The sequence below is a fragment of the Shewanella corallii genome, assembly GCF_023349125.1.
In the GTDB taxonomy this organism is placed as follows: Bacteria; Pseudomonadota; Gammaproteobacteria; order Enterobacterales; family Shewanellaceae; genus Shewanella; species Shewanella corallii.
In genome coordinates this window covers 275,845-288,446 of record NZ_JAKIKT010000001.1, presented here as the reverse complement: position 1 = coordinate 288,446, position 12,602 = coordinate 275,845, and the positions used below count along the sequence as shown (strand labels likewise).

Annotated in this window: 11 protein-coding genes; 6 read left to right on the top strand and 5 right to left on the bottom strand. The window is 52.0% G+C overall.

What is annotated here, in order from left to right:
* Positions 1-226: 226 nt before the first annotated feature.
* Entirely contained in the window at positions 227-2,035 is a 1,809-nt protein-coding gene (locus tag L2725_RS01230) for a protein kinase domain-containing protein (RefSeq protein WP_249247973.1), read from the top strand.
* Between the two features lie 51 nt (positions 2,036-2,086).
* Here L2725_RS01230 and L2725_RS01225 read toward each other — a convergent pair whose 3' ends face one another.
* The gene (locus tag L2725_RS01225) at positions 2,087-2,662 is read right to left on the bottom strand and encodes an FxsA family protein (protein ID WP_249247243.1); all 576 of its coding nucleotides are present in this window, start codon (positions 2,660-2,662) and stop codon (positions 2,087-2,089) included.
* A gap of 232 nt (positions 2,663-2,894) precedes the next feature.
* Between L2725_RS01225 and cutA the strand changes: the two genes are divergently transcribed.
* From cutA to L2725_RS01200, 5 genes are all read left to right on the top strand, one after another.
* Positions 2,895-3,224: a divalent-cation tolerance protein CutA gene (gene cutA, locus L2725_RS01220; RefSeq protein ID WP_249247242.1), complete on the top strand. Its 330-nt coding sequence runs from the start codon at positions 2,895-2,897 to the stop codon at positions 3,222-3,224.
* A complete protein-coding gene (locus tag L2725_RS01215) occupies positions 3,221-5,056 on the top strand; it encodes a protein-disulfide reductase DsbD (protein ID WP_249247241.1) in 1,836 nt (611 codons plus the stop codon). The genes cutA and L2725_RS01215 overlap by 4 nt, the downstream gene beginning before the upstream one ends.
* 229 nt (positions 5,057-5,285) lie before the next feature.
* The gene (locus tag L2725_RS01210) at positions 5,286-6,911 is read left to right on the top strand and encodes a cation:proton antiporter family protein (protein WP_248934060.1); all 1,626 of its coding nucleotides are present in this window, start codon (positions 5,286-5,288) and stop codon (positions 6,909-6,911) included.
* Positions 6,912-6,963: 52 nt separating this feature from the next.
* Entirely contained in the window at positions 6,964-7,869 is a 906-nt protein-coding gene (locus L2725_RS01205) for a TolB-like translocation protein (RefSeq protein ID WP_249247239.1), read from the top strand.
* Between the two features lie 128 nt (positions 7,870-7,997).
* Positions 7,998-9,164, top strand: coding sequence for a galactokinase (locus L2725_RS01200; protein WP_249247238.1), 1,167 nt, complete (start codon positions 7,998-8,000; stop codon positions 9,162-9,164).
* Between the two features lie 85 nt (positions 9,165-9,249).
* Here L2725_RS01200 and L2725_RS01195 read toward each other — a convergent pair whose 3' ends face one another.
* From L2725_RS01195 to fdhD, 4 genes are all read right to left on the bottom strand, one after another.
* Positions 9,250-9,642 carry a hypothetical protein gene (locus tag L2725_RS01195; protein WP_249247237.1) on the bottom strand — a complete coding sequence of 131 codons (393 nt, stop codon included), beginning with the start codon at positions 9,640-9,642 and terminating at the stop codon, positions 9,250-9,252.
* Positions 9,643-10,160: 518 nt separating this feature from the next.
* Positions 10,161-10,415 (bottom strand): sulfurtransferase-like selenium metabolism protein YedF, encoded by a 255-nt coding sequence (gene yedF / locus L2725_RS01190; RefSeq protein ID WP_115137346.1) that lies wholly within the window; start codon positions 10,413-10,415, stop codon positions 10,161-10,163.
* Position 10,416: 1 nt separating this feature from the next.
* Positions 10,417-11,607, bottom strand: coding sequence for a selenium metabolism membrane protein YedE/FdhT (gene yedE / locus L2725_RS01185; RefSeq protein WP_249247236.1), 1,191 nt, complete (start codon positions 11,605-11,607; stop codon positions 10,417-10,419).
* Positions 11,608-11,764: 157 nt separating this feature from the next.
* Positions 11,765-12,601, bottom strand: a complete 837-nt coding sequence (gene fdhD / locus L2725_RS01180; protein WP_346429377.1) for a formate dehydrogenase accessory sulfurtransferase FdhD — start codon at positions 12,599-12,601, stop codon at positions 11,765-11,767.
* Position 12,602 lies beyond the last annotated feature (1 nt).

Sequence of the window (12,602 nt, the reverse complement as noted above, 5' to 3'; positions counted from 1 at the left end):
ACTCAATCAGGTTACAAAATCAACATAACCCACTGAGCATGCTGACTTACTTGATTTACATCAAAGGGCTTGTCGAATCTTTAGACAGATAACAATTGAACAATCAGGAAGCTTACTGCTTAAATGAAGCTTCCCGTACAAAACGTTATTTTAGTGATTTCTCAGTTACCAGTCTGTGATGAATACGGCGACTCCCACACAGGATGCCGATGCCAAGGAGAGCAACTTGCCCACACCTCTGCTGCAACAGTTCTATATTGCTGAAGAGCAATCCGTTTATCTGCTGAAAGCTGACGATGCCCGTAAACACAGGGCCTGGATCCGTCTGTGTAAACAGCAACTCAGCAAGCTGGGGTACTCGGACATTGAACTGGCGGGTAAAGGGGCATATGGCTTTGTGTTTGCCGGAGTCAATCAGCAGGGAGAATCCCATGTATTCAAATTCTCCCGCATCACCCTGCCCCGACATATTCAGGACAGACTGGAAGATGAAGCCCATATTATCTCCCTGCTGAACCACCCCCATGTGCCCCCTTTGGTTAAGTTCGAGATGGTCGGGCGTCAGGGCATTCTGGTGATGCACAGAGCCAAGGGGGAAGATCTGGAGCAGCTCTGCTTACGCAGGGGAGCTCTCACTCCCGGTGAGGTCATGGAAATCGCCCGTCAGCTGGCCGATATTCTGATCTACCTGAGAGTCGGCACGCCTCTGGTACATGGTGATATCAAACCCTCCAATCTGATGTGGGATGAGGCCAGTCAAACCCTCTCGTTAATTGACTGGGGGTCAGCTGTCTTTGCCCAGAGAGATGAAAACAATGAGCCGGTCGCCAGCAATGTGATGAACCTGCTCAGCGGCGATCAGCAGCATACCAACGCCCGCATGGGAGACGTTTACTTTATCGGCGAAGAGCAACTTAATGCAGGTCTCTCCAGCCCCAGATTTGATGAACAGGGCGTGGCAGGTACTTTGTTTGCACTGGCCTCAGGCCTGCCCAGTCGATTTGGCAGCAAAGTTATCCCGCCCACCAGTCTTGGGCTGCCGGTAGAGCTGGCAAGAATCCTTGAAGGAATGCTGAGTCATGATGCCAATACCCGTTATCGTGCCGGCGACTACTTTCTTAAGGCGATGAGCCGTCCCCAACGTCTGCTGTTACCCAAACTGTCCGATGAGGAGTACCACGCGCCAATCCCAGTGTGGACCCAGGCCACCAATAAAGAGGTGGACACAGTGAGCTACTCATCCCGTAAGTCCTTTCTGCGGGAACATCAGGTCGATGAGCCCATCGCCCGGGTCGATGATTTTCAGCTGGATAAGTACTACCGCAATTTTATGGCTGGCATGGGAGACACGGAGAAAGGCTTTCTGGCGGCACTCGGCAGACTGGGGCATTACCCCATAATGGGAGGACTGGCACTGCACTGGCAGGACAACTCTTTGTATGTGGACTCAAACCTCGCCTTGTACGACGACAGCCTGAAACATGCATTTTCTCAGGTGGTGGGCAATATGATTACCCTGGCGCGGGGGATACATAAACAGGGCACATTCAAAGCCTGTTTTTTTAATGCCAGGGACACACTGCATATCACCCGTGAAGATGAATCTCAGAAGTTTGTCGCCGGGGAGAATCAGCAGCTGCCCTTTGAGGTTAACGATGTACCACTGCAGGAAGATAAGTCGCGGTTACACTCCTACTTTGAGGATGGCCGCGACCCGGATGAAAGCCTGGAGTTGCCTGCAGAGATCATGACAGAGCTGGGCACCCTCAACCAGATCCATCATACCGGCTGTATCATTTTCGAAGTACTGCCCACCCATATGAAGATCCACAGCTATTTCAAACTGCTGAACCCCAGACGTCAGGCGGCATTTCGAGCCTGTCTGGACCGCATTCTCAATCATGTGGGGAAAATTCAGGGCTATGGGGTATCCGGCTTTATGAAGTTACCCTACAAAAACACCCGGGAGTTTGAACATATTCAGGCTCTGCCGGAGAAGTTCTACCCCAGAGATCCCAGGGACCTGGCCGGATAACAAGTAAAAGAAAGCCTGCGATATTGCGCAGGCTTTTCAGCAGTTCAGCTGCTAATCGTCTTTTCGTCCCCAGTCATCATCTTTTCTTTGATGATCCGGCTTGTCGCTTCTCAGGCCTCTGTCTTCATCCTGCTTGCGCTCAAAATCACCTTCAAAGGTATTACCGTCGTGATTGTCGAACGGGTCACGACCGAATGGGTTCTGTTGATTGAAAGGACCCTGCTGACCAAAGCCACCGTTCATGCCACCGAATTGGCCCGGCGTCACCATACGCAGTTGCGCACGTTTCAAAATAAAACGGGCCAATGGCGCTCGGGTAAATGGCGTCAACAGCAACAGACCCATAAAGTCAGTCACAAAGCCTGGAATAACCAGCATAATACCGGCCATCGCCAGCATCATACCTTCAATCACTTCCTGACCGGGAGATTCGCCCCGGGCCAGCTTCTGCTGTGCCTGCATCAGGGTACTCAAGCCCTGACTGCGCACCAGTGATGCACCCACTACTGCGGTGAATAAACACAGGCCTATGGTGGTCCAGGTACCCAGTACTTCGCCCACACGGATCAGCACGGACAGTTCCACCACGGGAACCAGAACAAAAATCAAAAACAAAAATAAGAACATGCTGACCTCAAAAATGCATTTTCATTGAAAACTAAATGGGGATTAACCTGTCTATTTTCAAGTTGCCGCCGTTTGTCACTCCCCAAAAGCGACAAACAGCCATTGAACTGACTCACTGTTTTCGCCCGCTGCAGATGCAAGCAGCTGACAAAACACGTAGAGTTGTGGCAACTATTTTAAGCTCACTTGCTTAAAGCAGGTTTAATCTTAAGCGAGACTTAAGGACTTACTGATGCAATACGACAGTGAATATCTGTTGGTACTGACAACTTGCCCATCCAAAGAGGAAGCCTCTGCGCTTGCCCGAACTTTGGTGGAGCAAAAGCTGGCAGCCTGTGTGCAGATTTCCGCTCCCATCACCTCCCGCTATTCATGGGATGGCAAGGTATGTGAAGAGCAGGAGTTCAGTCTGCAGATCAAATGTCTGGCAGCATGCTACGACGCATTGCAACAGGCAGTGATCGCTTCGCACCCTTATGAAGTACCTGAGTTAATTGCAGTACCGGTGTCACAGGGACTGCCCGCTTATTTGGAATGGATAAAAGAAAACAGCCAATCATGAAACGACTATTCGCAGTATTCCTTGCCGCACTGACATTGCTGTCGCCTCTGGCACACAGCGAAGGGATTTTTGACAGCAAGAAATTTGATTTCCTGGGTAGCAGTGAGCCCGAACTCATGCCGGTCGACGAAGCTTTCGTGTTCGACCTAAAGCAGGATGGCAGTCAGCTCAAGGTGAACTTTGTTATCGCCGACGGCTACTACATGTACAAAGACAAACTTAAGTTTGCCGTCAACAATGCCGAACTGGGCGAAGTCCAGTTGCCTGCCGGCAAGATGCATCATGATGAATACTTTGGTGAGCAGGAGGTGTACTACACCTATGTGGACATTCCTGCAGCCCTGAAGCAAGCGGGCAAAGACGCCAGCTTCTCTGTCACCTTTATGGGTTGTGCAGAAGGTAAACTCTGCTTCCCACCTACCACCCGTACCCAACCTGTACTGCCGGTAGACGCCAACTCTGGCGAAGTAGCAGCTCCGACCAATGATATTCGCGCCACAGCTGAAGCGGTTAATGCGGTCAATACTCAGAAGAGCACAGAAGTTGTCAGCGAGCAGGACTCACTGAGCCAAATGCTGGGCGGTGATAATCTGGCGCTGACCCTGCTGATCTTCTTCGGCCTGGGTATTGGCCTGGCACTGACTCCATGTGTGTTCCCCATGTACCCGATTCTGTCAGGCATCATTGTCGGTCAGCAACAGAAGCTTTCCACAGGCAAGGCATTTACCCTGTCCATGGCTTATGTTCAGGGTATGGCGATTACCTACTCTATTGTGGGTCTGGTGGTTGCCTCTGCAGGTATGAAGTACCAGGCTGCGCTGCAGCATCCAGCGGTGCTGATTGTACTGGCAGTGATGTTTGCCCTGCTCAGTTTGTCCATGTTTGGCATGTACGACATTCGCCTGCCATCCAAATGGCAGGAGAAACTGAACAACGCCTCCAACAGTCAGAAAGGTGGCAACCTCACCGGCGTATTTATGATGGGGGTTATCTCTGGTCTGGTGGCTTCACCCTGTACCACAGCGCCTCTGTCAGGTGTACTTATCTATATCGCTCAGAGTGGCGACCTGATGCTGGGCTTCCTGGCCCTGTATGTGCTGTCCATGGGTATGGGCGTGCCTTTGCTGATGCTGGGTACCTCAGGCGGTAAACTCCTGCCTCGTGCCGGTCAGTGGATGGAAGTGATCAAGACAGTATTCGGCTTCCTGCTGCTGGCAGTATCCATCGTAATGATCAGCCGTATCTGGCCCGGCGTTACCACTGATGTGCTTTGGTCTGTTTGGGGTATCAGCTTAATTGGCTACCTGATGCACCAGAACAAGATGACAGAGTTCAACTGGAAACAGACTGCACGCTCTGTGGTACTTATCCTGATGCTGATGGGCAGTTTCTCCTATGGCTTCCAGGCGGTGATGGGCGCGTTGGGCTTCCAGACTGTTGGTGCCACAGCTCAAAGCGGTGCAGAAACCAAAAAGTTCGTCCTGATCAAATCCATTGATGACCTGAACGCTGAGCTGGCCAAGGCCAAAGCTGCCGGTAAGCCAGCAATGCTGGATCTGTACGCTGACTGGTGTGTGGCCTGTAAAGAGTTTGAAAACATCACCTTCAAGTCTCAGCAGGTACAGCAGCGCTTCAGCGATATGGTGCTGCTCAAGGCCGACGTGACCAAGACAGATGCCACAGATGTGGCCCTGCTGGAGCACTTCAATGTGTTGGGGCTGCCTACTCTGCTGATGTTTGATGCGCAGGGTGAACAGCTACCTCAACTGACGGTTACCGGCTTTATGGGACCCGATGACTTTGCCGCTCACCTGGACAATCTGGTGAAGTAAGCAATATCAACAAGGGAGTGCATGTCGCTCCCTTTTTATTTTCAATACCTTAGCCGACAGCTGCTTGCCTCTCACATTTTCCAAACAAATTCTACCCAACACCTCTCAAACCTTTATTTTTCTTATACAATATCTGCTGTTGACCCCAAACTGCCGGCAAGAGACTATGCTGCTAGACGACTGGGTCATGCCGTCATTCAATTAAAGAAGTTCAGCAAGAAGGACTGCTATGGAACCTGCGATCCTCGTTATTACCCTCGCCTGTGGTCTGCTGGTCAGCCGGGTCGGACTCCCGCCACTGATCGGCTATCTGGTCGCCGGCTTTGTGCTTTTCATGTTTGGTATCGAAGAGTCCAGCTTGCCGCTGCTGGAACAACTCGCCAACCTGGGGGTGACCTTACTGCTGTTTGCCATTGGTCTGAAGCTGGATCTGCGCAGCCTGTTCAAAGCTGAGGTGTGGGCCGGTGCCAGTATCCATCTTATGGCCTCCATGCTGTTCTTTATTCCTGTGCTGAAATTGCTGGGCGTGCTTGGCCTGTCACAGTTGACTGGCCTAGGGTGGGAACAGCTTGGGCTGCTGGCCTTTGCGCTGGGCTTCTCCAGTACCGTTTTTGCGGTGAAAGTTCTGGAAGATAAGGGCGATATGCAGACCCTGTACGGCCGGGTCGCCATCGGTATCCTGATTATGCAGGACATATTCGCCGTCGCCTTCCTCACCATCTCCAAAGGGGATATCCCCAGCGTCTGGGCCTTGTCATTGCTATTGCTGCCATTGGCACGTCCCTTGATTTACAAAGCCTTCGACCGGGTCGGTCACGGTGAGCTACTGGTGCTGTTTGGTCTGGTAATGGCCCTGGTAGTAGGCGCATGGCTGTTTGAAGCTGTGGGTCTGAAGCCGGATCTTGGTGCTCTGATTATCGGTATTTTGCTGGCCGGACACCCTAAATCGTCAGAGCTGGCCAAGTCACTCTTCTATTTCAAAGAACTCTTCCTGGTGGCCTTCTTCCTCACCATAGGTCTCAATGGATTGCCAACCCTGGAAGATGTCGCACTGGCGGGTATTCTGGTGGCTATCGTGCCACTGAAGATCGCCCTGTTCTTCTATCTGCTGACCCGCTTCAAGCTGAGATCCCGGACCGCCATGCTGTCCGCATTCAGTCTGGGTAACTACAGTGAGTTTGGCTTGATTGTGGCTGCGGTAGCCGCTCAGAAAGGTTGGCTGCCAGCGCAATGGCTGGTGATTATCGCTGTGGCACTGAGTATCAGCTTCCTGATGGCTGCGCCCCTGAATAATGCGGTAGGCAACCTTTACCAGAGATACCACAAGCGTCTGCGCAAGATGGAGCGCTTCCCTCTGCACCCAGAGGACAGACCCATCTCAATCGGCAATCCAAGATTTATGATTATCGGTATGGGACGCATTGGTGCCGGAGCCTACGATGAGCTGAAAGCCAAGTTTGGCTCTGAGATTCTGGGCATTGAACACAAAAAGGAGTTGGTTAACCAGCACACCAACTATGGCCGTAATGTGGTCCAGGGAGATGCGGCTGATATCGACTTCTGGGAAAAGCTGGATAACGCCGACGGTCTCGAGTTGGTCCTGCTGGCGATGCCACACCACGGTGGTAACCTGTTTGCGGTGGAACAGCTGAACAAGCGCGGATACAAAGGCAAAATCAGCGCCATAGTCCAGTACAGCGAAGATACCTGCTCACTGAAAGAGGCAGGAGCTCACAGTGTTTACAACCTGTATGAAGCTGCAGGTGCAGGTTTCGTTGAGCATGTCACCTCTGAGCTTTTGTATTTCAGTCAGCAGCAGGAGTGCAGCAAGGAAAAGGCTAAAACTGTTATTTAGTAATCAGTTGCGATAGGGTGATGGACGTTTGTCATCTCGTAAGGAAACGTCCATGCCCAAATCAACTTCCGCTGCAGGTCTGACGCTGGCAGCCCTGCTCGCTTCACCCACGGCGCTGGCCGCCGGATTCGATATCTTTCTCTACCCTTTGAGTTTTGATGATGGCCAGTGGCAACTTGGGCAGCCCAAAGCACTGACCGACAGAGATGGCTATGACTCTCAACCCGCTTTCACCTCAGACAGCAAATCCCTGCTGTTAAGCTCAGACAGAAGCGGCAGCTACACAGATATTTACCGAATTAACATCAAAGACGGCAAAGTCACCCAACTGACCAATACCCCGGATGAGGGCGAGTTTTCTCCAACGCCAATGGCAAATAAGGCGGGTATTCGTTATGTGGTTGAGCAGGGTGTTCCCCATCAAAGTGTATGGCAACAAACTGAAGGCCAACCAAGAGAGCGAGCCGTCAACAGCATGATAAACAGCGGCTACTACTCTCATCATCCTGAAATGGGCACCTTGCTGTGGGCCAGATATGGTTACAACCTCTATTTTGAGCCCAAAGGTGAACAGGCCGACGAGCGCCATTTTGTGGCTGACAGCGTAGGTCGCAGTTTGCACCCAATCCCCGGCCAACAAGCCTTCAGTTTTGTGCAAAAGCGCCATGATGGTCAGCAAATAGTGACCCGATTTGAACCAAAAACAGGCGTTTTGACGCCAATCGCGTCATTGACTCCGGGCAGTGAAGATACCGCTTGGAGCCCCAACGGCTGGCTGTTTCACACCAGTGATGCCGGACTGCAAACACTGCACTACCAGACTGATAAACCCATGGCTCAGCAGCAATGGACTCTGGTTGCGCCTCTGACACCACCGGCTGCCAGCTACAGCGCCCCAAATCGGCTTGCGGTGAGCCCGGATAATCATTGGCTGGCGATCGTTTGGCAAAGAAAGTAGTAGAGCAAAACACTGCAAATACTGCTTAGTACCGTTTTATACGCTAACATGTTATAAAAAAGTAACTGAATGTGTGCATCTTTCAGATGCGCCATCTTACTCAGATTATTCATGGCAGCTAAAGCAGGATGAACCAAGCAGCAGAATTCGTCAGCCAACTATTTATCGAAACCTTCAAGTCCGCGCCTGAACACGTGTTCAGAGCTCCCGGCAGGGTCAATTTGCTGGGTGACTACAGCGATTGCTACGATGGGCTGACAATCTGTTGCGCAGTCAATGTATATACCTGGCTGGCGGTCCGCCCCAGGCAGGATGGTAAGTTCAGAGTCGTCTTTCACCATACCGCACTCAAAGGAGAACAGCTCAGCGCTGGTTCTGTCTATGAGTGGTTCGCAGGGATAGAAGGCCCTCCCATAGATGATGCTGATGCGCTTAATTATCTGAAGGGGATCACCAGCGAACTTGTCCGCTCAGGCCTGACCTTAACCGGCCTGGATCTGGCCGTTGTCAGCACTATCCCCAAAAATACCGGACTTGGTTCAACCGCAGCTCTGCAAACCGCCTTTGGCACGGCCCTGGGACTATGCTGCAATCAACAACTCACGCCCATGGCTGTTGCACAACTGGCCCAACGTGGTGAGAGCCTTTACCTTTCCCACACCTGTGGCGTCGTCAGCCAGATGAGCTGTGTCCTCGCCCAGCCCGACAGTGCCCTGATGATCGATAGTTTGGATATGGACTGCCAACCCATCCCCATGCCCCAAACTCTGACGATTGCAGTAATAAAGCCTGTCAGTGTCGAGGCCAAAACAGAGGCAAAGCGACAGGCCAGACAGGAGCACTGTCAGGCATTTGCCGAACATTTCGGGGTCGCCTCACTGCGTTGCCTCAGCCGCAATCAGCTCCACTCGAAAGAAAGAGAGAGCTGTACCCGCTTCTTTGATGAAGTGCAGCACTTACTGGGAGAGAATGAGCGGGCTCATCAACTGGTTGGCGCGCTGAGAAGAGACGATCCCGGGCGGATCAGTGAGTTGATGCAGGCTTCCCATCACTCTCTGATTGGTGCCCTGCATCCGGACAATCAGCAGGCTCAGGCAGTAACAGACTTCCTTCACGGCTTCCTTGGCAACCGGGGCGGTGCCCGTATGACGGAGGATCACACTGTGGTGGCCCTGATCCCATCACACGAGATCACAGACCTCTTGTTGGAACTGCAAACCAGGTTTACCCAGTGCGACAGCTATATGTGTGAGTTGGCCGGAGCAGCGGGCGCAGTAGGCGTCAATCGGGAATAAAAAACGGCAGCTCCACAGCTACCGTTATATGCATCCACGCCGACTGATATCAGCCCTTTGATACAGCGTTTACCATTTCCAGAGATTAATCGTCGTCGTAATCGTCGTCAGACCAATCATCGTCTCCCAGGTTATCATCTTCATAGCTGTCTTCAGCTTCCACCTCAGCCTTGGCTTTCTTTGGCGCGGGAGCACTGTCTTCAACTTTCGGACGTTTACCCAGAAACTCTGCTCTGGCTATCTGCCATGCACCACTGAATTTCGATTCAGCGTCCTTAATGGCCGCTTCATCCAGCTCATGCAAGTTGGGTTTTACTATCTCCTCTACATACTCAACAATCGCATTGCGATCTGTGTTGTAGAGAAAGACTCTTCCAGGAGAAGCGTCTGGTAACTGATTGTCATGAATGACCACTGTATTCCCTCTGGAGGTTCTCAGTTCACCAATCCAAACCTGTTTCTTCACCGTGTTGTACATATATGCCAATACCCTTAAATCAACATATAAACTAAAAATAAAATGTTCCGGCAGAACTGCTCCGCTGCCACTTTTCCCACCGTTAAAGTGGGGTCCAATAAGCCCGGTATTTTTACAAAAACTTTCTGATAATCAATGACCCGGTGATGAATTTTCCCTTAATCTGAACGGAAAGCTCATTACCTCATCATCTTCCCTTACTGGCAGACAATTCTTGCTCAAAAAAGCCCTGTTCAAGACAAACTGAACTCAGACATTGAGCACATCTCCCATAAGGAATGTAGTCCAAAATTATTGACTGGCAAATTATTTTTATATAAAAGCCTGCAGCCCATCACTCAACAAACAACAGGCTTGAAAGCCAGCTGTAATAAGGGTTATCGCTGACTTGCACTATTGGTATCAGCTTTAATATCCGCTGTCCAGAGGGAATTTAGTCTTAGTTGGCGACAATAAAAAACGGGATTGTGGCGTCACAATCCCGTCATATTTTTCAGGCAGTTTGGGCTATCCGGGCATTATGCCTTACGGATCACCACACGTACCTGTGGACCCTGTTGTTCTACTTCCAAGACCTGATGACCATGACGTTTAGCGTCGGTCGGAATGTTGTTGATGGACTGCAGACAGTCAGTCACCACTTCCAGGGTTTCACCGGACTGCATCTGCTTAAGAGCATCCAGTGTTGCCACTACAGGATAAGGACAAGGCTCGCCCCACACTTCCAGCTGGAAATCCACTTCAGTCACTACATCACTTGCTGATTGAACCATGTTAATTCTCCTGACGCTGACGGGCGAAGAAACGCTTCTCCCACCACAAAATTGCCAACAAAGACAGGCCAAGCAGCGCAAAGGTCATACCCAAACCGCCCCAAGGACCCAAACTCTCAAGTAAATTCACTTTCGGCCAGCTGGTCGCCAACGGGGTCGCCACGCTGTCCCACATCGCCGCCAGACCCAGAGCCCCCAAAATTGTGCCCAGGCCAACCCACCAGAAGTGCACCTGACCTTCCATCGCACGGTACATCCAGCCGGTCTCACAGCCACCGGCCAGCACAATACCGATACCAAACAGCACGCCACCAATCACTACGTTGGGACCGGCCCACATCACCTTCTGGGTCAAACCCAGTTCGATATAGCTGAAGGTCGCCAGAGCGCTCACTGCCATACCCAGCACAATGGCAATGGCCATCTGGGTACGACCGGTAATCCACATATCACGGAAGGCCGAAGTAAAGCAGATCTGCGCGCGCTCGATCAGCAGGCCAAAGCCCATACCAAACAGCAAGGCGATTCCCAGCTTAGGAGAATCCAGCAGGGTCACTACACCCCAAATCGCCATCAAACCAAAAATCACCATGCCCAGACGGAAGCGGTTACTGGCCTTTTGCTTATCCTGAGCGATGTTGCGCTTAGCGCCGCCCTTAGTCAGCTTCAGCGGCACCCGGAACATGGGCAGCAGGGTCAGCTTGGCACCCAAATAGGTACCCACCGCAGTCGCCAGGGCGAAAATCCAGGCATGCAGTGAGAACTGAGGAATACCGGTAAAGAAAGCTGCCAGGTTGCACCCCATCGCCAGGCGGGCACCGAAGCCTGCCAGTGCGCCACCAATCACAGCCTGGGCAATACGGCGCTTATGCTGAGGTAAGCGAATACTCACATTGTTGGCCCACAAGGCTGCCGCCAGCGCGCCACCAAACATACCGATCAGCATCATGCCACCAGCTCTGTCCAGTGGTGTGCCTTTAAGGCCAATAATCTGAAAGTAGGTCCAGTTTTCCGGATGGGCGCCAAACAGTTGCGCCAAATGTCCGCCCCAACGGGTAAACTCACCGGTAACCGCCCACAGACCGCCGGTCAAACCGAAGAAAATGGCCGAAAGTACACCCGCGGCAATGACCGCAGGCACAGGTGACCAGAACCTGATTAAATAGGCTTGCTTGAATGCTTGCCAGCTCACGACATTTTCCCCCATAGAAAATGCGAGTGACAGAAGACAGGTAGGCCAGGCAGGTCTGCGCATCTTCTCTCACGTCAAAAACGAAAGCGGCGGATAATACCTCACCCGGTGATCCGCCGATACGACTTAATGCAAAATTTAACCAGATAGGGTTTTCTTACCCCACCCGCTGCAACATGGGGGCTGCACTGGTCACAATTCGTTCACCACAGCTATAGACCATGGCTCTGTTATCCCGGCAAAACCCTACCAGGGTGATATTGCTTTTTTGCGCCAGTTCTTGAGCCAGCGCCGTCACCGCAGACATGGCAAACAGGATCTCAATACCGGCAGCCGCCGCCTTTTGCACCATCTCAAAACTGGCCCGGCTGGTAAGCATCACCGCCCTGGGCATGGGCAGCTTATTCAGGGCAAAATGGCCAATCAGCTTATCCAGAGCGATATGTCGGCCCACATCCTCGAATCCAGCCAACACCTGACCTGACTCATCCAGCGCCATAGCCGCGTGGGTGGCACCGGTTACCCGAAAGCAGGGCTGCTGCTTCTTGAGCTCTCTCAATGTAGAGTTCATCACCGCCAGGTTAAACCTGCTGTTACCTTCAACAGGAATAATGGGTTTAATCGCCTGATCCAGCTGAGCCACACCACAAAGGCCGCAGCCCGTACGTCCCGCCATATTGCGCCTGTGCTGCTTAAGCTCGGCAAAGCGACGGGTGGTGATCTCCAGATGCACGATCACCCCAAGCTCAACCTCTTCCAATTCAACACCTTTGATTTCAGAGGCGCACTCAACAATCCGCTCCGACAGGGTAAAGCCGACAGCAAAGGCTTCCAGATCCATGGGTGAAGCCATCATCACTGTGTGGGAGATACCGTTGTATACCAACGCAACCCTGACCTCTCTGGCCAACTCATCGGACACAGGCGACAGACAGCCGTTAAAGCTCGACCAGGCATCAATACTGCGGATGCTGTTATTTAAATCGGTATTCATA

What these genes read in the sequence shown, in the direction of transcription:
- L2725_RS01225 (WP_249247243.1), bottom strand. Translation starts at nt 2,662, where the DNA reads ATGTTCTTATTTTTGTTTTTGATTTTTGTTCTGGTTCCCGTGGTGGAA.
- cutA (WP_249247242.1), top strand. Translation starts at nt 2,895, where the DNA reads ATGCAATACGACAGTGAATATCTGTTGGTACTGACAACTTGCCCATCC.
- L2725_RS01215 (WP_249247241.1), top strand. Translation starts at nt 3,221, where the DNA reads ATGAAACGACTATTCGCAGTATTCCTTGCCGCACTGACATTGCTGTCG.
- L2725_RS01210 (WP_248934060.1), top strand. Translation starts at nt 5,286, where the DNA reads ATGGAACCTGCGATCCTCGTTATTACCCTCGCCTGTGGTCTGCTGGTC.
- L2725_RS01205 (WP_249247239.1), top strand. Translation starts at nt 6,964, where the DNA reads ATGCCCAAATCAACTTCCGCTGCAGGTCTGACGCTGGCAGCCCTGCTC.
- L2725_RS01200 (WP_249247238.1), top strand. Translation starts at nt 7,998, where the DNA reads ATGAACCAAGCAGCAGAATTCGTCAGCCAACTATTTATCGAAACCTTC.
- L2725_RS01195 (WP_249247237.1), bottom strand. Translation starts at nt 9,642, where the DNA reads ATGTACAACACGGTGAAGAAACAGGTTTGGATTGGTGAACTGAGAACC.
- yedF (WP_115137346.1), bottom strand. Translation starts at nt 10,415, where the DNA reads ATGGTTCAATCAGCAAGTGATGTAGTGACTGAAGTGGATTTCCAGCTG.
- fdhD (WP_346429377.1), bottom strand. Translation starts at nt 12,601, where the DNA reads ATGAATACCGATTTAAATAACAGCATCCGCAGTATTGATGCCTGGTCG.